The organism is Psychroserpens sp. BH13MA-6 (assembly GCF_052983595.1).
The window spans coordinates 1002382-1023027 of sequence record NZ_JBRJGE010000001.1 but is presented as its reverse complement, the minus strand read 5'-3'; the positions used below and the strand labels follow the sequence as shown (position 1 = coordinate 1023027).

21 protein-coding genes are annotated in these 20646 nt (G+C 37.9%); 10 read left to right on the top strand and 11 right to left on the bottom strand.

What is annotated here, in order from left to right; genetic code table 11:
• Window positions 1–46 precede the first annotated feature (46 nt).
• The gene (locus ACU8DI_RS04515; RefSeq protein WP_447111541.1) at window positions 47–1261 is read right to left on the bottom strand and encodes an aminotransferase class V-fold PLP-dependent enzyme; all 1215 of its coding nucleotides are present in this window, start codon (window positions 1259–1261) and stop codon (window positions 47–49) included.
• 108 nt (window positions 1262–1369) lie between these two features.
• Here ACU8DI_RS04515 and ACU8DI_RS04510 point away from each other — a divergent pair, with 108 nt between their 5' ends.
• The 3 genes from ACU8DI_RS04510 to ACU8DI_RS04500 are packed head-to-tail and all read left to right on the top strand — an operon-like array spanning window position 1370 to window position 2331.
• Window positions 1370–1708 carry a PadR family transcriptional regulator gene (locus ACU8DI_RS04510; protein WP_447111540.1) on the top strand — a complete coding sequence of 113 codons (339 nt, stop codon included), beginning with the start codon at window positions 1370–1372 and terminating at the stop codon, window positions 1706–1708.
• Window positions 1705–2133, top strand: coding sequence for a hypothetical protein (locus ACU8DI_RS04505; protein WP_447111539.1), 429 nt, complete (start codon window positions 1705–1707; stop codon window positions 2131–2133). Before ACU8DI_RS04510 ends, ACU8DI_RS04505 begins: the two co-directional genes overlap by 4 nt.
• 12 nt (window positions 2134–2145) lie before the next feature.
• Window positions 2146–2331 carry a hypothetical protein gene (locus tag ACU8DI_RS04500; protein WP_447111538.1) on the top strand — a complete coding sequence of 62 codons (186 nt, stop codon included), beginning with the start codon at window positions 2146–2148 and terminating at the stop codon, window positions 2329–2331.
• Here the strand turns inward: ACU8DI_RS04500 and sufD are convergent.
• The 6 genes from sufD to ACU8DI_RS04470 form a co-directional block, all read right to left on the bottom strand.
• The gene (gene sufD, locus ACU8DI_RS04495; RefSeq protein ID WP_447111537.1) at window positions 2321–3634 is read right to left on the bottom strand and encodes a Fe-S cluster assembly protein SufD; all 1314 of its coding nucleotides are present in this window, start codon (window positions 3632–3634) and stop codon (window positions 2321–2323) included. The genes ACU8DI_RS04500 and sufD overlap by 11 nt on opposite strands.
• A gap of 74 nt (window positions 3635–3708) precedes the next feature.
• Entirely contained in the window at window positions 3709–4461 is a 753-nt protein-coding gene (sufC, locus tag ACU8DI_RS04490; RefSeq protein WP_447111536.1) for a Fe-S cluster assembly ATPase SufC, read from the bottom strand.
• A 5-nt stretch (window positions 4462–4466) separates the two neighbouring features.
• Complete coding sequence (locus tag ACU8DI_RS04485; RefSeq protein WP_447111535.1) at window positions 4467–4898, bottom strand: hypothetical protein; 432 nt, start codon at window positions 4896–4898, stop codon at window positions 4467–4469.
• A gap of 29 nt (window positions 4899–4927) precedes the next feature.
• Window positions 4928–6376 carry a Fe-S cluster assembly protein SufB gene (gene sufB / locus ACU8DI_RS04480; protein ID WP_447111534.1) on the bottom strand — a complete coding sequence of 483 codons (1449 nt, stop codon included), beginning with the start codon at window positions 6374–6376 and terminating at the stop codon, window positions 4928–4930.
• A gap of 9 nt (window positions 6377–6385) precedes the next feature.
• Complete coding sequence (locus ACU8DI_RS04475; protein WP_447111533.1) at window positions 6386–6715, bottom strand: HesB/IscA family protein; 330 nt, start codon at window positions 6713–6715, stop codon at window positions 6386–6388.
• A gap of 144 nt (window positions 6716–6859) precedes the next feature.
• Window positions 6860–7030: a hypothetical protein gene (locus ACU8DI_RS04470; protein ID WP_447111532.1), complete on the bottom strand. Its 171-nt coding sequence runs from the start codon at window positions 7028–7030 to the stop codon at window positions 6860–6862.
• Between the two features lie 226 nt (window positions 7031–7256).
• On the opposite strand from ACU8DI_RS04470, the gene thiL reads away from it, so the two are divergent.
• Window positions 7257–8309 carry a thiamine-phosphate kinase gene (thiL, locus tag ACU8DI_RS04465; RefSeq protein ID WP_447111531.1) on the top strand — a complete coding sequence of 351 codons (1053 nt, stop codon included), beginning with the start codon at window positions 7257–7259 and terminating at the stop codon, window positions 8307–8309.
• On the opposite strand, the gene ACU8DI_RS04460 is transcribed toward thiL, so the two are convergent.
• From ACU8DI_RS04460 to ACU8DI_RS04450, 3 genes are all read right to left on the bottom strand, one after another.
• Window positions 8290–8562, bottom strand: a complete 273-nt coding sequence (locus ACU8DI_RS04460) for a hypothetical protein (RefSeq protein WP_447111530.1) — start codon at window positions 8560–8562, stop codon at window positions 8290–8292. The two genes, thiL and ACU8DI_RS04460, sit on opposite strands and share 20 nt — an antisense overlap.
• Window positions 8563–8641: 79 nt before the next feature.
• Window positions 8642–8905, bottom strand: coding sequence for a hypothetical protein (locus tag ACU8DI_RS04455; RefSeq protein WP_447111529.1), 264 nt, complete (start codon window positions 8903–8905; stop codon window positions 8642–8644).
• 51 nt (window positions 8906–8956) lie between these two features.
• On the bottom strand, window positions 8957–9742 hold the full coding sequence (locus tag ACU8DI_RS04450; RefSeq protein WP_447111528.1) for an alpha/beta fold hydrolase: 786 nt from the start codon (window positions 9740–9742) through the stop codon (window positions 8957–8959).
• A gap of 90 nt (window positions 9743–9832) precedes the next feature.
• On the opposite strand from ACU8DI_RS04450, the gene ACU8DI_RS04445 reads away from it, so the two are divergent.
• Together ACU8DI_RS04445 and brnQ are read left to right on the top strand one after the other, a co-directional pair.
• Window positions 9833–11383, top strand: coding sequence for a serine hydrolase (locus ACU8DI_RS04445; protein WP_447111527.1), 1551 nt, complete (start codon window positions 9833–9835; stop codon window positions 11381–11383).
• Window positions 11384–12676 carry a branched-chain amino acid transport system II carrier protein gene (brnQ, locus tag ACU8DI_RS04440; protein ID WP_447111526.1) on the top strand — a complete coding sequence of 431 codons (1293 nt, stop codon included), beginning with the start codon at window positions 11384–11386 and terminating at the stop codon, window positions 12674–12676.
• Here the strand turns inward: brnQ and ACU8DI_RS04435 are convergent.
• Window positions 12673–13962: an aminopeptidase P family protein gene (locus ACU8DI_RS04435; RefSeq protein WP_447111525.1), complete on the bottom strand. Its 1290-nt coding sequence runs from the start codon at window positions 13960–13962 to the stop codon at window positions 12673–12675. The two genes, brnQ and ACU8DI_RS04435, sit on opposite strands and share 4 nt — an antisense overlap.
• Before the next feature lie 231 nt (window positions 13963–14193).
• Here ACU8DI_RS04435 and ACU8DI_RS04430 point away from each other — a divergent pair, with 231 nt between their 5' ends.
• The 4 genes from ACU8DI_RS04430 (at window position 14194) to ACU8DI_RS04415 (ending at window position 20634) form a co-directional block, all read left to right on the top strand.
• Window positions 14194–16014 (top strand): T9SS type A sorting domain-containing protein, encoded by a 1821-nt coding sequence (locus ACU8DI_RS04430; RefSeq protein WP_447111524.1) that lies wholly within the window; start codon window positions 14194–14196, stop codon window positions 16012–16014.
• Window positions 16015–16120: 106 nt separating this feature from the next.
• Window positions 16121–18958, top strand: a complete 2838-nt coding sequence (locus tag ACU8DI_RS04425) for a VPS10 domain-containing protein (RefSeq protein WP_447111523.1) — start codon at window positions 16121–16123, stop codon at window positions 18956–18958.
• Between the two features lie 38 nt (window positions 18959–18996).
• Entirely contained in the window at window positions 18997–19866 is an 870-nt protein-coding gene (locus ACU8DI_RS04420; protein WP_447111522.1) for a hypothetical protein, read from the top strand.
• Between the two features lie 93 nt (window positions 19867–19959).
• A complete protein-coding gene (locus ACU8DI_RS04415) occupies window positions 19960–20634 on the top strand; it encodes a succinate dehydrogenase cytochrome b subunit (RefSeq protein ID WP_447111521.1) in 675 nt (224 codons plus the stop codon).
• Window positions 20635–20646: the final 12 nt, after the last annotated feature.

Genomic DNA, 20646 nt, shown 5'->3' with positions numbered 1-20646 from the left:
AAAAACACCTAAAAAGGTGTCATTCAGAACCTTATATAATCAACACTTAAGAGAGCATCATTTTGGCCTTTTTAACACCTGCCACTAAGACATCTATTTCGGCATGTGTATTGTAAAATGCAAAAGAAGCTCTTACTGTTCCTGGAATTTTATAGAAATCCATAATTGGTTGCGCACAGTGATGTCCAGTTCTAACAGCAATACCCATTTTATCTAGTATCGTTCCAATATCGTATGGGTGTATCCCTTCTATATTAAAAGAAATAACCGAGGTTTTTTCTTTAGCTACTCCATAAATTTTCAAGCCTTCAATTGCTGCTAACTTTTCGGTAGCATAGACCAACAATTCATGTTCGTAAGCCGCAATATTGTCAAAACCGATTTGGTTCATATAATCTATCGCAGCACCGAAAGCGACACCACCAGAAATATTTGGCGTACCGGCTTCAAATTTATGTGGTAATCCAGCATAAGTTGTATGCTCGAAAGTCACTTGATCTATCATCTCTCCACCTCCTTGGTACGGTGGTAATTTTTTGAGCCAAGCCTCTTTTCCGTAGAGCATGCCTACACCAGTTGGCCCACACATTTTGTGCGCAGAAACCACATAAAAGTCGACATCCAAAGCCTGAACATCTGGTTTTATGTGCGGACAAGATTGTGCACCATCCACTAAAACAGCAGCGCCAAACTCATGCGCTTTATCAATGATATATTTAATGGGATTGATAGTTCCTAAGGCATTGGAAATATGGTTGACGAAGACCAACTTCGTTTTATCGGAAAGTAATTCATCATAAGCACTCATCACTAATTCCCCATGGGCATTCATCGGAATCACTTTTAGTTTAGCACCTGTGCGCTCACAGAGCATTTGCCACGGTACAATATTACTATGATGCTCTAATGCCGACACAAGCACCTCATCATCTTTTTGTAGTAAGGATGAAAACCCGTTAGCGACAAGGTTAATGCCATGAGTCGTTCCAGAAGTCATAATGATTTCATGACTGTGCAACGCATTAAAATGCTGTTGTATTTTGCGTCGTGCGTCTTCATATAAATCAGTTGCCTCCTGACTTAAGGCATGTACACCTCTATGAATATTCGCATTGTGGTTAGTATAATAATCTACGATAACATCAATCACCTGCTGAGGCGTCTGTGATGTTGCAGCATTATCAAAATAGACCAAAGGTTTTCCGTTGATTTCGCGATTTAAGATGGGGAAATCCTTTCTGATTTTATTGACGTTTATCATAGGTGCAAAGTTACAAGATGTTTGTCTAAAAAGGCATTTAGAAAAGAAAACTTATTATTTTTTTATCATTTTATAAAAATACATTTAAATAAAATGTATATTTGACATATGTATAGTAAAGAACTCACTAAAGGCACCTTACAACCCATCATTTTAAAGCTAATTAGTAGCAGAGAAAAGATGTATGGTTATGAGATTACTCAAGAAGTAAAAAAAATGACCTTGGGTAAAATAGATATTTCTGAAGGCGCCTTGTATCCCATACTTCATAAACTTGAAGCCAAAGGCATTTTAGAAACTGAAAAAATGTATATAGGAAAACGTATTAGAAAGTACTATATGGTTACAAAAGAAGGTAAGCAAGTGGTCACCGATACCACAAAAGAATTACAAGATTTTATAGATACGTTACGTATCATTTTTAATACTCAAACTGTCAAATCATGATAATATCTCAGGAACATATTGTATATATAGAAAACAACCTCAAACTTTACGGCATACAATCTAAAGATCTAAGAGATGACCTCATCGATCACATTTGCTCTTATTTGGAAACCAGCGAATCTGAGGATTTTGATAGTCTCTATCAAGAAGCGCTTCAAAAGTTTGGTGGTTATACCAGTTTTCAAAATTTACAACGAGAGACCAACATTCAGAAGTTTAGCAAGGAACTTACTGGTCTTAATAAGGTCAAGTTTATTATGAGCTGTTTAGCTACTTTAATAGCTGCTTCCAGCCTTGTATTTAAAATGATGCATTGGCCCTATGCGAATACTTTACTAATTGGTGCTATCGGATTTTTCGTTGTCGTCGTATTACCCATTCATTTTTATTATAGATATAGAAAATCTAATTATCAATACTCTTAAAATATATTAGCCATGAAAAAATCATTTTATGTTTTAGGTTTTTTAACCTTTTTTACTTTAGGAATTGGAGCTATGTTTGAATTTTTAATCTGGCCTTATAGAGGAGTCATCGTTTTTATTGGATTCTTACTCTTAAATTTCGGATTGATTCCAACCTATTTTTATCAAAAATATCACAGCCTAAAAACTAAAGGTTAAATCCAAGATTTACACCTAATTTATTGGCAATAATTTTGGTAATACGTTGTTTAATTTCTGGTATTTTCACGGAATCCAAAACGTTGTTACTGAACGCAAACATCAGTAAAGCTTTGGCTTCTTTCTCTGGAATACCTCGTGAACGCATATAAAACATGGCACTTTCATCCAACTGACCAATCGTACAGCCATGAGAACATTTCACATCATCTGCAAAAATTTCCAACTGTGGTTTTGTGTTGATAGACGCTTTGTCGCTTAGCAAAATATTGTTATTAGCTTGAAAAGCATTTGTTTTCTGAGCAATTTTATCGACGATCACTTTTCCGTTGAAAACACCAGTGGCTTTATCAGAAAAAATGCCTTTATAATCTTGGTGACTTTCACAATTAGGTTCCATGTGATGCACCAATGTGTTATGATCTACATGTTGTTTGTCACCAACAATTGTTACACCCTTGAGCGTTGAATCTATCCGCTCACCTTCCTGATAAAAATTCAAATTATTACGTGTTAATTGCCCACCAAAAGAAAAGGTATGCACAGACGTAAAACTTTCGCGCTTCTGTTTGATAAAGGTATTGTCAATTAAAGAGGCGCTTTGCTTATCGTTTTGGAGTTTGTAGTAGTCTACGATCGCTCTTTTATTAGCAAATATTTCGGTCACGCTATTGGTTAATACTGGATGGTCTGTCAAACTTTGGTGACGCTCAATGATTTGTACATGTGAATTTTCATCCACAACTACAAGACTTCGTGGTTGCAGCATCAGTGCCGATTCGTTTCCTGTAGCGAAATGAATTATCTGAATAGGCTTTTCAACTACTTTATTCTTTGGAATATGGATATACGCACCCTCTTGTGAAAAGGCTGTATTCAATGAGGATAAACTATCTTTAGTCGTCGCTTTATTAAAATAGTTTTCAATGATTAAACGATATTTTGGTTTTGTTAAAGCAGCAGACATCAAGCAAACGTCAATACCATCATGCGTTGTTTGCGATAAATGCGAAGAGTACTTTCCATCAATAAAAACGATTTTATACGAATCAATATCATGGATAAAATACTTTTTAACATCGCGATACTCCAAAGCATTCTCTTGCTTAGGAAATACGCTATAATCATGCTTCAACACCGAATTCAGCGAGGTATATTTCCAGGCTTCATCACGCTTTGATGGAAAACCTTTATCCTCAAACGTCTTTATAGCTTCACTACGTAAATCATGAACTGGTGTCTCAACGTCTACCGAGTTCTCGAATGCCATAAATGACGATACTAATTTATCTTTTAAATCCATTATTTCAAATCTTCCTTTTTAACTGCTTCCTTCAACCACTTTCTTTGTGAAATAGTTACTCGCAATTACTCATTTTAGGCGTTCACCTCTTCTTTAATCCAGTCGTAGCCTTTTTCCTCAAGCTCATGTGCCAACTCCTTAGATCCGGATTTAACAATACGTCCATTGTGTAGCACATGAACAAAATCAGGAACGATATAATCTAATAAGCGTTGGTAATGAGTAATTACTACAACCGCATTATCTTTGCTTTTAAGTTTATTGACACCATTAGCCACAATGCGCAAGGCATCGATATCCAATCCAGAATCAGTTTCATCCAGAATAGCTAATTTCGGTTCCAACATCGCCATTTGAAAAATTTCGTTACGCTTCTTTTCTCCACCTGAAAATCCTTCATTAAGCGAACGTGACAAGAATTTTCTGTCGATTTCTAATAACTCAGATTTCTCTCGGATCATTTTCAGCATTTCATTAGCTGGCATATCTTCAAGGCCTTTCGCCTTACGTGTTTCATTGATGGCGGTTTTCATGAAGTTGGTCACACTTACGCCAGGGATTTCTACCGGATATTGAAACGATAAAAACACGCCTTTGTGCGCACGTTCTTCTGCTGCCAATTCACCTATATCTTCACCTTCAAAAAGGATCTCTCCCTGATCGACCTCGTATTCTTCTTTTCCAGCAACCACATTGGCCAAGGTACTTTTTCCAGAACCATTAGGACCCATGATAGCGTGAACTTCACCAGGTTTCACTTCTAGGTTGATACCTCTTAAAATCGCTTTACCTTCAACACTTGCGTGTAAATTTTTTATTTTTAACATATGTATTAACTTCCTAATTTTACGATGTCGCTATCTTCTTTTGTGGGTTCTGATACCTTTAGAATTTCTTTGACTTCAACTTTATTTTCCCACTCGTTCGTAGCGCCTTCCTTTTTAAATATTCGAGCTCTTATGGTCACAGGCACCATTTGATACGGCTCTGTTTTATAAACTTCTACTTGTTTGTTTAATTCTTTCATCATGTCATCAACGATAACGCCATACATTTGCGTTGGTGTTTGCAACACTGCGGCATTGTCTTTTTCTACATAAAGAAAGTTACCTTGAATCGCGATAAAACCATCACTCTGTTTAGCTGTTTTACCATCTTCAGTTATGCTAGTTTGTTCTTCTACTGCAGAATCAGTAGTTGCTTTGTCATTTTTGCATCCGAAAGTTATCAATGCGATAACCACTACTAAAAACGTTTGTTTCATCTGTTTAATTTTGAAATGATTAATAGAACTTATCCAACAGAGCCTTCCAAGCTAATCTCCAATAATTTTTGAGCTTCAACGGCAAACTCCATTGGCAGTTTATTTAAGACCTCTTTACTAAAACCATTAACTATCAAAGCGATCGCCTTTTCGGTATCAATCCCTCTTTGATTGCAATAGAAAATTTGGTCTTCACCAATCTTACTGGTTGTTGCTTCGTGCTCTATTTGAGCGGATTTATTTTTAGCTTCTATATACGGAAAGGTATGTGCGCCACATTCATTTCCCATCAGCAAACTGTCACACTGTGAAAAATTTCTGGCATTATCTGCTCTAGAACTAATCTGTACCAATCCTCTATAAGAATTTTGAGATTTCCCAGCCGATATACCTTTGGAAATTATTGTTGACTTGGTGTTCTTTCCTAGATGAATCATTTTCGTACCAGTATCGGCTTGCTGATAATTATTCGTGACTGCAATGGAATAAAATTCTCCAACAGAATTATCTCCTTTTAAAATACATGATGGATACTTCCACGTCACAGCAGAGCCAGTTTCAACCTGTGTCCAAGAAATTTTAGCATTGGTCTCGCACAAGCCTCTTTTGGTTACAAAATTGTAGACACCACCTTTACCTTCTGCATTTCCAGGATACCAATTTTGAACCGTAGAATATTTGATTTCGGCATCATCTAAGGCAATCAATTCAACAACGGCTGCGTGCAATTGGTTCTCATCACGACTTGGTGCCGTGCAACCCTCAAGGTAACTCACATAACTACCTTCATCTGCAATGACTAAGGTACGTTCAAATTGGCCAGTACCTGCTTGGTTAATTCTGAAGTATGTTGACAACTCCATAGGACATTTCACGCCTTTCGGAATGTAACAAAAGCTGCCATCACTAAACACAGCACTATTAAGTGCCGCATAAAAATTATCTTTCTGTGGTACAACCGTACCGATATACTTTCTTACAAGTTCTGGATGTTCTTTAATAGCTTCGGAAATACTCATAAAAATGATTCCCTTTTCTGCCAAGGTCTTTTTAAATGTAGTAGCAACCGATACCGAATCTACGACAACATCCATGGCAACACCTGCTAACTTTTTTTGCTCATCTAAGGAAATACCCAGTTTTTCAAAAGTGGCCAACAGTTCAGGGTCTACCTCATCTAAACTATCGTATTTGGGCTTGCTGTTAGGCGCAGAGTAATATGAAATGGCTTGAAAATCTGGTTTTTGATAGTGCACATTTGCCCAATCAGGTTCCACCATTTCCTTCCAAATGCGAAAGGCTTCCAAACGCCATTCAGTCATCCACTCCGGTTCTTCTTTTTTCTTTGAAATGGCCATAACGATTTCCTCGTTTAAACCCACCGGAAAGGTATCGGATTGAATATCTGTATAAAAACCGTATTCGTACTCCTTGGTTTTTAATTCTTCTCTTAAGTCATCTTCAGTATACTTACTCATACATCGTTTTTAAAGTGAAAATGATTCTCCACAACCACATGTTCTATTCGCATTGGGATTATTGAATACAAATCCAGCGCCATTTAACCCTCCGGAATATTCCAAAGTGGTACCAATTAAGTATAAAAAGCTCTTTTTATCTACAATAATCTTGACACCATTGTCTTCAAATACTTTATCGTCTTCTTTCTGCTCTTTATCAAACTTTAGGTCATAGGATAAACCAGAACAACCACCACTTTTTACGCCAACGCGAATGAAGTCGGTAGTGCTGCTGAAGCCATCTTCATGCATCAATTCAATGACTTTCTTTTTAGCTGATTCTGATACTTTAATCATGGGTTATATAGATTTTATCTAAATAGAGTGCAAATATACGATATAAGTAGGTTTTTTCAATGAAACCTAACATTATATTAGCAAATGATGATATAAGTATTTCTAATGTTTAGCGCTCAAGCGCAATCAAGCTATTCTATAGCATTATAAAAAGGAAATTTGCTTCCGCCAATACTGATGGCTCAAAACAAATAATTGCTTAATCGCCGTTTTGATATCATGATTGTGAATTGGAAAACTGTCAAAATTACCATGATCGTCTACATGAACGATGGCTTGACAGGTTTTACATATGAATCGTTTTTGATGACTCATGCTTGAACATTCGAGATTATGTCCAAAAACTGAGCATGACAGCTCGTTGGTTGTGTAGGTTTGCATAGGGATGTAAAAATTTGGGATGACTAATTTAATGTATGTTTTGTAATTTATCGCTAAAACACTTATTTTTTCGATGAAATGCATTGTGTTGGCCTTTTTATCGTCTGAAAATTCATAGGATGAACAAGGCTCTTCAGAAAAAAGCTTCTATTTTTGCATTATGATAGAAGATAAAAACCCACAACGCACACCTTTAGAAGAACTGGGAGAGTTTGGTCTCATTGAACATCTCACCAAAAATTTCGATATCAAACATACCACGACGGTAAAAGGAATAGGTGATGATGCAGCTGTATTGGATTTGACTGCCAAACAAACAGTAATTACCACCGACTTATTAGTTGAAAATGTGCATTTTGATTTGAGTTATGCACCATTGAAACATTTAGGCTACAAAGCAGTGATTGTCAACTTAAGTGACGTCTATGCCATGAACGCAACAGCAAGTCAAATTACGGTATCTATTGCGGTCTCTAATCGGTTTCCATTAGAGGCATTGGAAGCGTTGTATGCTGGGATAGAAACAGCTGCCAAAATTTACAATGTGGATGTCGTAGGTGGTGATACCACATCTTCTACTACCGGACTCATCATTTCTGTCACGGCATTAGGTGAAGTGGACAAAAATGACGTGGTGTATCGCGATGGCGCAAAACCTAATGATTTACTAGTTGTTTCTGGAGACATCGGTGCAGCTTACATGGGTTTGCAGGTATTAGAACGCGAGAAAGAAGTCTTCAAAGTGAATCCTAAAAATCAACCAGATTTAGAGGCTTACACTTATATCATCGAACGTCAATTAAAACCTGAAGCGAGAAAAGATATTATTGAACTTTTAAAAGCTCTAGAAGTGAAACCCACAGCTATGATAGATATTAGTGACGGTTTGTCTTCTGAAATTCTTCACATATGCAAGCAAAGTGATGTGGGTGTTGAAATCTACGAGAATAAAATTCCATTAGATCCACAAGTGATTTCCACTTGTGAAGAATTCAATATTGACAGTACAACCATTGCTTTAAATGGTGGTGAAGATTATGAATTACTCATGACCATTTCGCAAAAGGATTTTCCAAAAATCAAAGGAAATCCAAATTTGACAGTGATAGGATTTATGACCGAAAAGAATCGCGGTATGCATCTAATAACTCGAGGAGAGCAAGCCATACCAATTATTGCAAAAGGTTGGAATGCTATGAATAATGCGGGCTAAAATCTAACAATGTTTCGTTAGAGATATGCTCCTTAGCCTCTTGCTTGGTAATTCTAGAAATTCTTTTATTGTGAATACGCTCCAATACCGAATTGATTTCTTTGTATTTGGGCGTTAATGGTGTCAATCCACCGTTACCACTTGTCGTGACTTGGGATTGACAATGTGTGCATTTGTATTCTTTAACGTGGTAAGTGATATTTTTTGAAACTTCATATTGATGTCCAAAAAAAGAGCAGTAGAGTCCTTTCACAGTATTAAAGTATTTTTTAGTTATTAAAATAGAGGATGTCTAAATATAAAAAAACACTTTTACAATGTGGGATTTTACGCTAATATATCGATGAACTGAGCGTTTTGTTCTTTAAACGAGACATTCGTCGCATGTAGATGTCTGCCAAAATCGCGTTAATTTCTTGGTACTTAGGTGTTAATTCAGTCAATTTACCGTTGCTACTTGTGGTTAATTGTCGCTTGCAGCATTTACAAGTGTATTCTTTTACATGAGATGTGACCTTTTTGGTCATCTCATAATTGTGTCCAAAAATATCGCAGTAAATCTTTAAAGGACCTGAAGTTTTAGTTCGTTTTCTCATGACATTTAAATTTGGGATTATAAACGTATTAAAAAAATATTAATAATACGTCTAAGAGTATTTAAATTCGACAAAACGCATTATTATGTAAGATAATACTGATAAATTCTCAATATGACTCATATGACCAAAGCCAATTTCTTCGCATCTAATAGTCGTTCCCCTTGTGTCATTCAAAATCCGTTGAGGATCTATAACTGGATCATCAGAGGCTATTATGATTAATTTCTCAGCATCCAAGTCCTGTAAAAACGCTAATTTATCACTGCGCTTTATCATACCTTCCTGAGCTGCAATATAACCTTGAACTGGTGTTTTTAGCGCTTCTAATAATGCTTCATCCAACGCTTTTTTATGGCTGACTCTACTTACCTCAGAAAATAAATTAGTAAAGGACATACGCACCATACTCTCAAAATTAGTTTGAACCATTTTATTAGCTCTTTTACGCAGTGCTTTACGCGCTTTATCATCGGCATAGTAAGTTGAATTCATCAAACAAAGTCCCTTTACTGAATCAGGTTGCTTTTCAGCAAGTGCTAACGCCACATAACCTCCCATAGAATGTCCAATCAACACATAGGCATTCATCGCAAGATGATCTAAAACCGCCAAAACTGCATCAGCCATGTCTTCCATGGTATGAATATACCCTAAGCAACCTGTTTGCCCATGACCTAACAAATCTATACAAACCACTCTGTGACTTTCTAAAATTTGAGGTTTTAACGTTTTCCACATCGATGAATTTTCTAGAAATCCATGTAGCAAAACCACCACAGGACCTTGGCCTTCATCCTCATAATACACCGGAACATTTTTATAGTCTAAAATCATTCCTACAAAGATATCATTTGCTAACTTTTCTCATCGCAACATGCATAAGTATTTACTATATTTGATTGAAATCATAAACCTCATAATTCCATGTTTTTAAAACGCATACTCTTTCTAGTACTGCTGGCTTTTTCAAGTACAAGTCATGCTCAAATATCAGAAGAACAACTTGACTCCTTGATTCAAAATACCTTGAGTACTTTTGAAGTGCCAGGCATCTCTGTGGGTATTTTTAAAGATGGTGATATCGTTTATGCTAAAGGCCATGGACTTCGTTCGTTAACAAATAAAAAAAACATGAATGCCAATACTCTCGTTGGCGTAGCTTCCAACAGTAAAGGCTTTACGTGTTTTGCATTAGCCATGATGGTAGATGAGGGAAAATTAAAGTGGGATGATAAAGTGCGGCAACACATTCCTGAGTTCCGATTGCACGATCCATGGGTTACCGAAGAATTTACCATTCGTGACTTAGTAACACATCGAAGTGGACTCGGGTTAGGAGCTGGTGATTTGATGTTTTTTCCTGAAGGCAATAATTTCACTACTGAAGATATCATTTCCAACCTGAAATATCTGAAACCCGAAAGTTCCTTCCGTAGTGAATTTCAGTATAACAATAATATGTTTATTGTTGCAGGCGAAGTTTTGGAACGCGTGAGCGGACTTACATGGGAAGCGTTTATTGAAACCAAAATCATGGCACCTGTTGGAATGACTAGTAGTAAAGCTTCTTATAATCGCATCACAGAAAAGTCCAACATCATAGATGCCCACACCATGGCAGATGGTGAGGTGATTCAAATTCCACACGATTGGAGTGAAACAGCCAATCCAGCTGGTGGTATTGTGAGTAACGTACCTGACATGTTGACTTGGGCACAATTTTTAATGAATGACGCCGTGACTTCCGACGGAAAACGTTTATTGAGTGAGGCTCAAATGCACGAACTTTGGCAATTACAAACACCATTACGTGTACGAAAAGGTGATTGGTATGATTCCAATTTCAGGGGTTATGGTCTTGGCTGGTTTTTAACTGATGTCAAGGGTGGACACAAACAAGTGTACCATACTGGAGGCCTTATTGGTACGGTAACCCAATTCACCATGATTCCAGATATGGATTTAGCCATTGTCGTACTCACCAACCAAATGAATGGCTCGGCTTTTAATACGATTACGAATACCATTAAGGACAGTTACTTAGGTTACGACAATCGTAATTGGCTACAATATTATGGTGAACGTAATACCAACTATATCAAATACAATGACAGTATCAAAACCCGTGTTTATGATCAGGTAAAGCGATTCAAAACTGATTCTTCATTACCTCAACCTTCTCAAATTGTGGGCACCTATTCAGACGATTGGTTCGGTGATGTCACCATTGCTTACGATGGAAAGACCTATAGTATTACTTGCGAGCGTTCTTCCAATTTGTACGGTGAATTATTGCCTTATAACACCACGACCTTTGTAGCCAAATGGGATAATCGCAGTTATGATGCAGATGTCTTTGTGAATTTCAGTTTTGATGAATCTGGAATGGCGACAGGCGCAACGATGAAATATATTGCTCCTATTACAGATTTCAGTTTTGATTTTCACGATCTCCAACTTAAAAAAACGAACTAATTGAATAGCCGAAAAGAACTTTTTATCACCAGCTTTGCGCTCTTCTCCTTATTTTTTGGAGCGGGTAATCTATTACTCCCTCCCTTGTTGGGTTACAACGCGGGCGACCAATGGTTTTGGGTAGCCTTCGGTTTTATGTTAACCGCTGTTGTGATTCCTATCATAGGAATTTTAGCGCATGCCAAACTGCAAGGCACCTTGTATGACTTCGGAAAAAAAGTGTCGCCACAATTTAGTCTCATCTACTGCATTATCATTTATGTGATTGCTGTGGCCATTCCGTCACCACGAACAGCTGCTGCTACACACGAAATAGCGATACATCCCATTTTTGGAAGTTCACCAATTATGACGAGTACCATTTATTTTGCTTTGGTTTTTGTCTTTGTCATGAACCGTTCGAAACTATTGAGTTTTATCGGCAAGTTCTTGACACCTTTAATTGTGATTATGCTTTTACTAGTCATTGGTATCGGACTCTTTTCCTCGGAACTTATCACTGGAACCTCTGAATTTAAAGCCCCTTTAGTGACTGGTATTTTGGAAGGCTACCAAACCTTTGATGCCATTGGTGCGGTTGTAGTGGGTGCCGTGATTATCATTTCCATTAATTTAAGACATTCAGGGAGTTTTGAAGACAAAAAAGCCCTCATCGCCAAATCGGGTTGGATTGCCGGATTAGGCTTGTTTATCATTTATGCTGGATTGATATCGGTGGGTGCTTATTTTAGTGCGGAAATTAATATCAATGACCAGTTAAGTAACGATATGCAACGTGCCAATCTCTTACGTGGTATAAGCATTGCTTCGTTGGGTGGTTTTGGGAATACCGTATTAAGCATTTTAATTTCCTTGGCGTGCTTTACCACTGCTGTAGGAATCATCACAGGAACTGCTGATTATTTTAAAGGTCTCATGGGAAATTCTAGACTCGTCTACGTCGTGACAGCTGTTTTGGGTTGTGTCTTGGGCGTTGTGGTTGGGCAATTAGACTTTAACTCCATAATCATTGTGGCAGTACCCGTGTTATTGTTTATCTACCCAATTACTATAGTACTGATTATTCTGAATGTGTTACCACCGCGTTTTTCAACACCTTTGGTTTTTCGTGCGGTGGTCTTAGTGACCTTCCTCTTAAGTATTCCCGATGTGGTGGGATTTGTGAATCCGTCCGATAACTTATCAAAACTTACCAGCTATATCCCTTTGGCCAACTACAACTTGGGCTGGGTGTTACCTGCGGCACTAACGTGTTTAGGGGTTGGGTTATTGAAAAAAATAAAAAGAAATTAATTCATCAACGCCTCAATCTCCTCCGCTTCAATAGGAATATCGCGCATTAAGTTAAACGGTTCGCCTTGCTCCTGAATCACAACGTCGTCTTCCAATCGAATGCCAAAGCCTTCATCTGGAATGTAAATACCTGGTTCTACCGTAAAAACCATATTAGCTTGCATCGGTTCTGTTAAAATACCATAATCATGAGTATCCAACCCAATATGATGCGAGGTCCCATGCATAAAATATTTCTTGTAGGCAGGCCAGTCTGGGTTTTCGTTCTGCACATCGGCTTTATCTAACAAGCCAAGACCTATCAATTCAGAAGTCATCAACTTACCAACCTCCACATGATACTGTTCCCATAGCGTTCCCGGCACTAGTAGTTTGGTCGCTTCATTCTTAACGCGATTTACGGCATTATAAACGGCTTTTTGGCGATCAGTAAACTTTCCAGAAACAGGGATGGTTCTACTCAAATCACTAGCATAATTAGCGTACTCAGCACCTGCATCGATTAAAATCAAATCACCTGCTTTACATTCTTGGTTGTTCTCTATATAATGTAGCACGTTGGCATTATTACCAGAAGCAATAATTGGTGTGTAAGCAAATCCTTTGGAGCGATTACGCAAAAACTCATGCATGAACTCAGCTTCAATCTCATACTCCCAAACGCCTGGCTTTACAAAATCCAAAACACGTCGGAAGCCTTTATTGGTAATATCGCATGCTTGCTGCATCAATTCCAATTCAATGGGATCCTTTACCGAACGTAAACGCTGCAAAATAGGATTGCTTTTCGCTACCGAATGCGCAGGATATTTGTCCTTCAACCATTTCGTAAAACGGTCTTCACGCGTTTCTGTCTCCACGTTGGCACGATAGTGTTCGTTGGTATTGATATACACGGTATCACATTGTGTCATCAGTTCAAACATGATTTTCTCCATGTCCTTTAACCAATACACCGTTTTTATCCCACTGGTTTCTAGTGCAGCTTCCTTGGTAAGTTTTTCCCCTTCCCAAACCGCAATATGATCATTGGTTTCCTTCAGAAACAAGATTTCACGATGCTTTTCTTTCGGGCAATCTGGGAATAAGACCAAGATACTTTCCTCTTGATCCACACCACTTAAATAAAAAATGTCTCTATGCTGTTGAAACGGCATCGTGCTATCTGCACTAATTGGGTATATATCATTGGAATTGAAAACCGCTAAACTATTCGGTATCATTTTCGACATGAAGTTTTTTCGGTTTTTTATAAAGAGTTGACGGTCTATTCTATCGTATTTCATGATGCGTTGTAATTTATAGCTTCAAAAATAATTAAAGAAAAACGCAATTCAGAACTCAAATGTGGTTTATTTATGAATTTCGTTCATTTCAAAAACTAATTCATCTCATAAAACCGGCTCTTAAACGCTATCGTATGTGTTAATGACCAACTTTAATAGCGCTGTTTCCGACAAATTGTTATATTTGTCCGCTGAAATACATATTTTCAACCCTAACTCTAAACTATACACATGAAAAAAACTACGCAATTACACCTGTTATTAGCAATCCTGCTAGTCGTATCATCTCAGACGTTTATCTCTGCACAAGAATTAATGTTTGAAGTACCTTTACAAACACAAGTCCAAGCGTCTTCACAAATTATTGAAGGCCGAGTTATTTCCAAAACTTCGTTTTGGGACGACAACCAACAAAATATTTATACCATTAATACGGTAGAAGTCTACAAAGTCTTTAAAGGGCAAACAACAAGCACCCTCGTGGAAATAGTGACACCTGGAGGAACTGTAGGTTTAGAATCTGAAGTCGTAACACCAAGTTTAACATTAAATATTGGTGATACTGGTGTATTTATGCTTCATTCAAACAACGTGGCTTTGAGCCAAGGAACAACGTCAAACAAGTTAATGCCTTTCGCCTCATCGCAAGGTTTTTATCAATACGACTTAAAAAATAACATCGTTCGTAATCCTTTTCAAACGCAACAAGGAATTACTACGGAGTTTTACAGTGCCATTCAATCACTTACAAATAACGCTGCCATAACGGAAATATCAGATTTTGATGTTGACACTGTTTATGAAAACCTAAGCGCTAACAGAGACAGTAATGGTGCGGTTTTCATTTCTGGTTTTTCTCCAACCACTGTGAATGGTGGTGTCAAGGATTTATTAGTCGTTGATGGTGGTGGATTTGGAACAAGTGGTACAATTGCCTTCAGAGATGCTAATTTTGGTGGTGTCGATAATATGTTTAATCCTGTGTATTATGACGCTTTAGATAGTCAAATCGTTAGTTGGACTGATTCCCAGATTGTGGTAGAAGTGCCTTCAAGAGCTGGAACAGGAGACATTAGAGTCACCCCTGATATTGGAGGTGAAGTTATCTCTGCTCAAACACTGACCGTATTTTATTCACAGATCAATCCCAGTTCAGGTACTGTAGACTTTCCTTCGCAGCACTTTGACACGAATGCAAATGGTGGTTATACTTGGCAAATGAATACGGAATTTGATGCGAATGCTGCTGCAAATGCGTCCTTTTTAAGAGCATTTGATACTTGGGTTTGCACGACAGGAATCAATTGGGAAATTGGTAGTGTGACGCCTATAGATGTGATTGCTGCAGATGGTGTGAATATCATACGTTTTGATAATGGTACCGAATTACCACAAGGTGTTTTGGGTCGTTGTACGTCTCGATTTGGATCCTGTGCCTCTGGTTCTCCAGGAGGAATTGATGTTGTCGTGACAGAACTTGACATTGTTTTTAATGACGTGTTTACTGGTGACTTTGCAGTCCTATCATGGGAGTTTGGTCCGGACACCGCTACCGGATTTGAAGTGGATTTTGAAAGCGTTGCCGTACACGAATTAGGTCATGGACACCAATTGGCACATATTATTAATGTTGGAGAAGTGATGCATTATTCTATCGCTAATTCTCAAAACAGTAGAGATTTGGGTGCTAGTGATATCGCTGGTGGTACAGATGTCATGAATAGAAATGTGGCAGATCAGGTTTGTGCACAAGACTTAATGACCTATTCTGCATGTTCAGGTCTAACATTGAGCCTTGACGAAGCAACAATTGAAACTCAAATTTCAATATATCCAAACCCGACGAAAGCCACTTTACATATTTCCAACACAGCCAATACAATTATCGAGAATGTCTTAATATACGACATGAGAGGTCGATTGGTCTTATCGAATAAGCCATCATCTAATGCTTTGAATAGCCTAGACGTTAGTCCATTAAACGCTGGTATGTATTTTATTGAATTCCAAATGGAAAATATCGCCATTAGCAAGAAATTTATTAAAGAGTAACTTTTTACTCCTATGGTTCTTAAAGACGCTCATTCATTTGAGCGTCTTTTTTTATTTGCAAACTCAATATTTATTACCTTTAGTGCAGATCAAAAACCAACACACTATGTTCAAACCATTTTGTTTTCTCATTTGCCTTGGAACTTTCATTTCCTTTGCACAGCAGCCAGCGACAAATCCACAAACTATTGAATCAGCTTTAACCAAAAAGCAACAACTCTCAGAATCGTCATTGGTGAAAAATGTCGCTTTTGAAAATATTGGTCCGACTGTCATGAGCGGACGTGTAACAGATTTGGCTGTCAATCCTGACAATCCCACAGAGTTTTATGTCGGTTATGCCTCTGGAGGTGTTTGGTATACCAAGAATAATGGAACAACCTTTGAACCTATTTTAGATAATTCCAACACTCAAAATGTCGGTGACATCGCAGTCGATTGGAAAAACGGAACCATTTGGGTGGGTACTGGTGAAAACAACAGTTCGCGTTCTAGCTACGCAGGAATTGGCATCTTGAAATCAACAGATCAAGGAAAAACATGGGAAAACATGGGACTCAAGGATTCCCATCATATTGGCCGTATTTTGATCAACCCAAATAATCCTGACGAAGTTGTTGTTGGCGTTACTGGGCACTTGTATTCTCCAAATCAAGAGCGTGGCATTTATAAGACGACAGATGGTGGAAAAACATGGTCTCAAAAACTCTTTGTAGATAACATGAGTGGTATCATTGATTTACAGACTAACCCCAATAATTTCAATCTAATGTTTGCTTCGTCATGGACGAAAGACAGAAAAGCTTGGAACTTCGATGGCAGTGGCAATAATTCAGCCATATATAAAAGTACCGATGCTGGTAACACATGGACTAAAGTGTCTACCGAAAAAAGTGGCTTTCCAACGGGTCAAGGTGTTGGTAGAATTGGATTGGCAATTTACGATGACAATATTGTCTATGCCGTGCATGATAGTCAGTTTCGCAGACCTTCCGAAGGAAAAAAAGAAAGCTCTAATGCTTTAACCAAGGAAGACTTCAAGTCCATGTCTACAGAAACTTTTCTCTCATTGGATAACAAAAAACTCAATGCCTACCTCAAAATGAATGGCTTTCAAGAAAAATATAGAGCAGACAATGTCAAGCAAATGGTTAGAAGCGGCAACGTGAAACCCATTGATCTAGCGAAGTATTTGGAAGATGCGAACTCCATGCTTTTTGACACACCTGTGATAGGAACTGAAGTATATAAAAGTACCGATGGTGGTATCACTTGGGAAAAAACTCATGAGGATTACCTCGACGACATCTATTACAGCTATGGCTATTATTTCGGACATATCTATGTCGCACCAAATAACGCTGATCATATTTACATTTATGGTGTTCCAATTGTGAAATCAAAAGATGGAGGAAAGTCGTTTAAGTCTATTAGTGCAGAGAATGTGCATGCCGACCATCACGCACTGTGGATTAACCCTAAGAATCCAGATCACCTCATCAATGGTAATGATGGCGGTGTCAATATCACCTATGACGATGGCGAGAATTGGATAAAGAACAATTCGCCATCTGTGGGTCAATTTTATGCTATAAATGTTGATAACGAGAAGCCATATAATGTCTATGGTGGCTTACAAGACAATGGCGTTTGGGTAGGTGCTCATAACGCTCGTGAAGATAAGAGCTGGCATCAAAGTGGACAATACCCTTGGAAAAGTATCATGGGTGGAGATGGCATGCAAATACAAATCGATAGTAGAAATCACCATATTGTCTATACTGGTTTTCAATTTGGAAACTATTTCCGACTCAATCTTGAAACTGAAGAACAAGTATACATTCAGCCAAAACATGAATTAGGAGACACACCTTACCGATTCAACTGGCAAACCCCTATATTATTATCGCCTCACAATCAAGATATTTTGTATTTGGGAGGCAATAAGTTAATGCGTTCCATGAATCAAGGTAATGATTGGACGGCTATTAGTGATGATCTCACCAATGGTGGAAAAAAAGGAAACGTAGCCTACGGAACATTGACCTCTATTAGTGAATCTCCATTTCAATTTGGATTAATTTATACGGGAAGTGATGATGGCTTAGTTTACGTTACTAAAAATTCTGGTGGAAGTTGGGCCAACATTTCTAGTACTTTTCCAAAAGATCTTTGGGTGAGTCGCGTGGTGGCATCACAACATAAAAAAGAACGTGTCTATGTGACACTTAACGGTTATCGATGGGATGATTTTAAAGTCTATGCGTATATGAGTGATGATTATGGAAAGACATGGAAAGACATTAGTAGCAATATCCCGTCCTCACCAGTCAATGTCATCAGAGAAGACCCAGAAAATGAGCACATCCTATATTTGGGAACAGATAATGGTGCCTATGTAACCTTTAATCAAGGAGAACGTTGGGAAGCTTTTAGTAACGGACTCCCGAATGTTGCTGTTCATGATATCGTCATTCAAGAAGATTCAAAGGATTTACTTCTAGGCACCCACGGACGAAGTATCTACAAAACGGATATTGCACCACTTCAGCAAATGACTGCCGAACTGCTATCAAAAGATATCAACTTATTTAAGGTAAAAGATGTCAGACATTCTTCCAGATGGGGAAGTTCATGGAGTAAGTGGTTTGAAGCTTTTGAACCTGAGGTAGCAATTACTTTTTATGCCAATGCGAGCAAAGAGCAATCTATTAAAGTCTATTCTGAAAAGGGGGCTTTACTCAATCAAATGGCGGTTTCTGCCGATAAAGGATTTAATTATACCAGCTATGATCTTACGCTAACGGACAACGGTAGAAAAGCATTGATGAAAGAGAATACAAGCATGGATATTAATAAAGCTAAAAATGATGCTTACTACCTTCCAAAAGGCACATATACTATTCAAATTGGTGATAAAAAAACAACTTTTGAGATAAAATAAGTCACTAAATATGAAGTTTTATTATAAACTCCCAAGTCATGAAAACTTTACAAATATTCGCTCTTTTGGTGTTAGTCCTAACAATCGCTTGCAGTAGCGATCAAGTTGATAATGTACAACCAGCCAGTCCTAAGCTTGTCATCAAGCTAAAATTTGATCCAAATCAAGAGCGTCTCAACAATTTAGGACAACCTGCAAGCATACCAACAGGGAATGCAGCCCAATCTCCTGATATTAATAGGATGAGTGCCAATTATATAGAATTTGCACCAACAGCAACCACAGCATTGGGTACTGGAGAAATTATCTATGAAGGTCCTGAAACCACCATGGGAGGCGAACAAGCCATTGATTTTCAAAATGCTATTTTTGCTGGCGATAATGAAACGTTCTTAAGTATCCCTTTGAGTGACATTTCGGTAGGTAATTATCAATGGGTAAGAGTATCGCTTGCCTATCAAGAGGGTGACATTAATCTTCTTGTCAATGATCAAGACATTACTGGTACTTTGGCCAGCTTCGTAGGCTACAACTCTTATATTACAAACTTCGACTTAAACGGTACTACCATTGAAGTCAATGAAAACAAAGCACAAGGATTTTGGGCATTTGAAACCCTAGGATTCACCACACAAGGACAGGCTCCAGAAGGTGCCACTACAGTGCCCAACCCATTATTTAATTCGTCGCCTATACCGCAAGGTTCTTGTGTTGTCACAGGCGAATTTGACAATGGTCTGACGATAACTGGTAGTGAAACACAAGACGTAATTGTAACATTATCCTTTTCCATTAACAACAGTTTCGAGTGGACCGAAGTTAACGCTGATGGAAAGTATGAACCTGAAGCTGGCGAACAAGTCGTCGATATGGGACTTAGAGGGTTGATTCCCGTCGTATCTAATTAAACCCATTCTAAATAACTAAAATAAAGTCTAAAATTTGTTGCTCATCCCTTTGAGCCTTATCTTTGTAGTACTTAATAATTAACTACAATTATAATGAGCGGAATTCTAAATTCGTCGATTGGAAGAAAGTTTGCCATGGCACTTTCGGCATTCTTCCTGATGGTTTTCATTTTACAACACTTTTCAATCAACATTTTATCAGTCTTTAGTCCAGACACTTTCAACGAGGTCTCCCACTTTATGGGAACGTTCTGGGTCATCCAATACGTATTGCAGCCCGTATTAATTCTTGGAGTGATATTTCATTTTGTCATGGGATTTGTATTGGAAATCAAAAATAATAGGGCAAGACAAATCAGTTATGCTAAAAATAATGGTGCAGCCAATTCCACATGGATGAGTAGAAACATGATTTGGAGTGGTGGGTTTATTTTAGTATTTCTCGTGATCCACTTTATTGATTTTTGGATTCCAGAAATCAATACGAAATACATCGTTGGTGATATGTCTGGCACCTTACCAAATGGTGAATTTAGATACTACGAAGAACTGGTTCATAAATTTGAGCCTATATGGCGTGTCGCCTTATATTGTATTGGTTTTGTATTCTTATCATTGCACTTATTGCACGGATTTGATTCAGCTTTTCAATCGGTAGGCGCCAACAATAAATACACCAAAGGATTACACGGTTTTGGAAAGTTTTATGCAATTGTTATCCCGCTTGGGTTCATATTCATTGCACTTTTCCATCATTTTAATCACTAAAAAACACATCTA

Excerpts from the sequence above, each read along its gene's own strand:
- ACU8DI_RS04455 (WP_447111529.1), bottom strand. The coding sequence starts at position 8,905 with ATGAGAAAACGAACTAAAACTTCAGGTCCTTTAAAGATTTACTGCGAT.
- ACU8DI_RS04450 (WP_447111528.1), bottom strand. The coding sequence starts at position 9,742 with ATGATTTTAGACTATAAAAATGTTCCGGTGTATTATGAGGATGAAGGC.
- ACU8DI_RS04420 (WP_447111522.1), top strand. The coding sequence starts at position 18,997 with ATGAAAACTTTACAAATATTCGCTCTTTTGGTGTTAGTCCTAACAATC.
- sufD (WP_447111537.1), bottom strand. The coding sequence starts at position 3,634 with ATGGATTTAAAAGATAAATTAGTATCGTCATTTATGGCATTCGAGAAC.
- thiL (WP_447111531.1), top strand. The coding sequence starts at position 7,257 with ATGATAGAAGATAAAAACCCACAACGCACACCTTTAGAAGAACTGGGA.
- ACU8DI_RS04470 (WP_447111532.1), bottom strand. The coding sequence starts at position 7,030 with ATGAGTCATCAAAAACGATTCATATGTAAAACCTGTCAAGCCATCGTT.
- ACU8DI_RS04445 (WP_447111527.1), top strand. The coding sequence starts at position 9,833 with ATGTTTTTAAAACGCATACTCTTTCTAGTACTGCTGGCTTTTTCAAGT.
- ACU8DI_RS04510 (WP_447111540.1), top strand. The coding sequence starts at position 1,370 with ATGTATAGTAAAGAACTCACTAAAGGCACCTTACAACCCATCATTTTA.
- ACU8DI_RS04415 (WP_447111521.1), top strand. The coding sequence starts at position 19,960 with ATGAGCGGAATTCTAAATTCGTCGATTGGAAGAAAGTTTGCCATGGCA.
- ACU8DI_RS04505 (WP_447111539.1), top strand. The coding sequence starts at position 1,705 with ATGATAATATCTCAGGAACATATTGTATATATAGAAAACAACCTCAAA.
- ACU8DI_RS04435 (WP_447111525.1), bottom strand. The coding sequence starts at position 13,962 with ATGAAATACGATAGAATAGACCGTCAACTCTTTATAAAAAACCGAAAA.
- ACU8DI_RS04425 (WP_447111523.1), top strand. The coding sequence starts at position 16,121 with ATGTTCAAACCATTTTGTTTTCTCATTTGCCTTGGAACTTTCATTTCC.
- ACU8DI_RS04500 (WP_447111538.1), top strand. The coding sequence starts at position 2,146 with ATGAAAAAATCATTTTATGTTTTAGGTTTTTTAACCTTTTTTACTTTA.
- sufB (WP_447111534.1), bottom strand. The coding sequence starts at position 6,376 with ATGAGTAAGTATACTGAAGATGACTTAAGAGAAGAATTAAAAACCAAG.
- ACU8DI_RS04430 (WP_447111524.1), top strand. The coding sequence starts at position 14,194 with ATGAAAAAAACTACGCAATTACACCTGTTATTAGCAATCCTGCTAGTC.
- sufC (WP_447111536.1), bottom strand. The coding sequence starts at position 4,461 with ATGTTAAAAATAAAAAATTTACACGCAAGTGTTGAAGGTAAAGCGATT.
- ACU8DI_RS04475 (WP_447111533.1), bottom strand. The coding sequence starts at position 6,715 with ATGATTAAAGTATCAGAATCAGCTAAAAAGAAAGTCATTGAATTGATG.
- ACU8DI_RS04515 (WP_447111541.1), bottom strand. The coding sequence starts at position 1,261 with ATGATAAACGTCAATAAAATCAGAAAGGATTTCCCCATCTTAAATCGC.
- ACU8DI_RS04485 (WP_447111535.1), bottom strand. The coding sequence starts at position 4,898 with ATGAAACAAACGTTTTTAGTAGTGGTTATCGCATTGATAACTTTCGGA.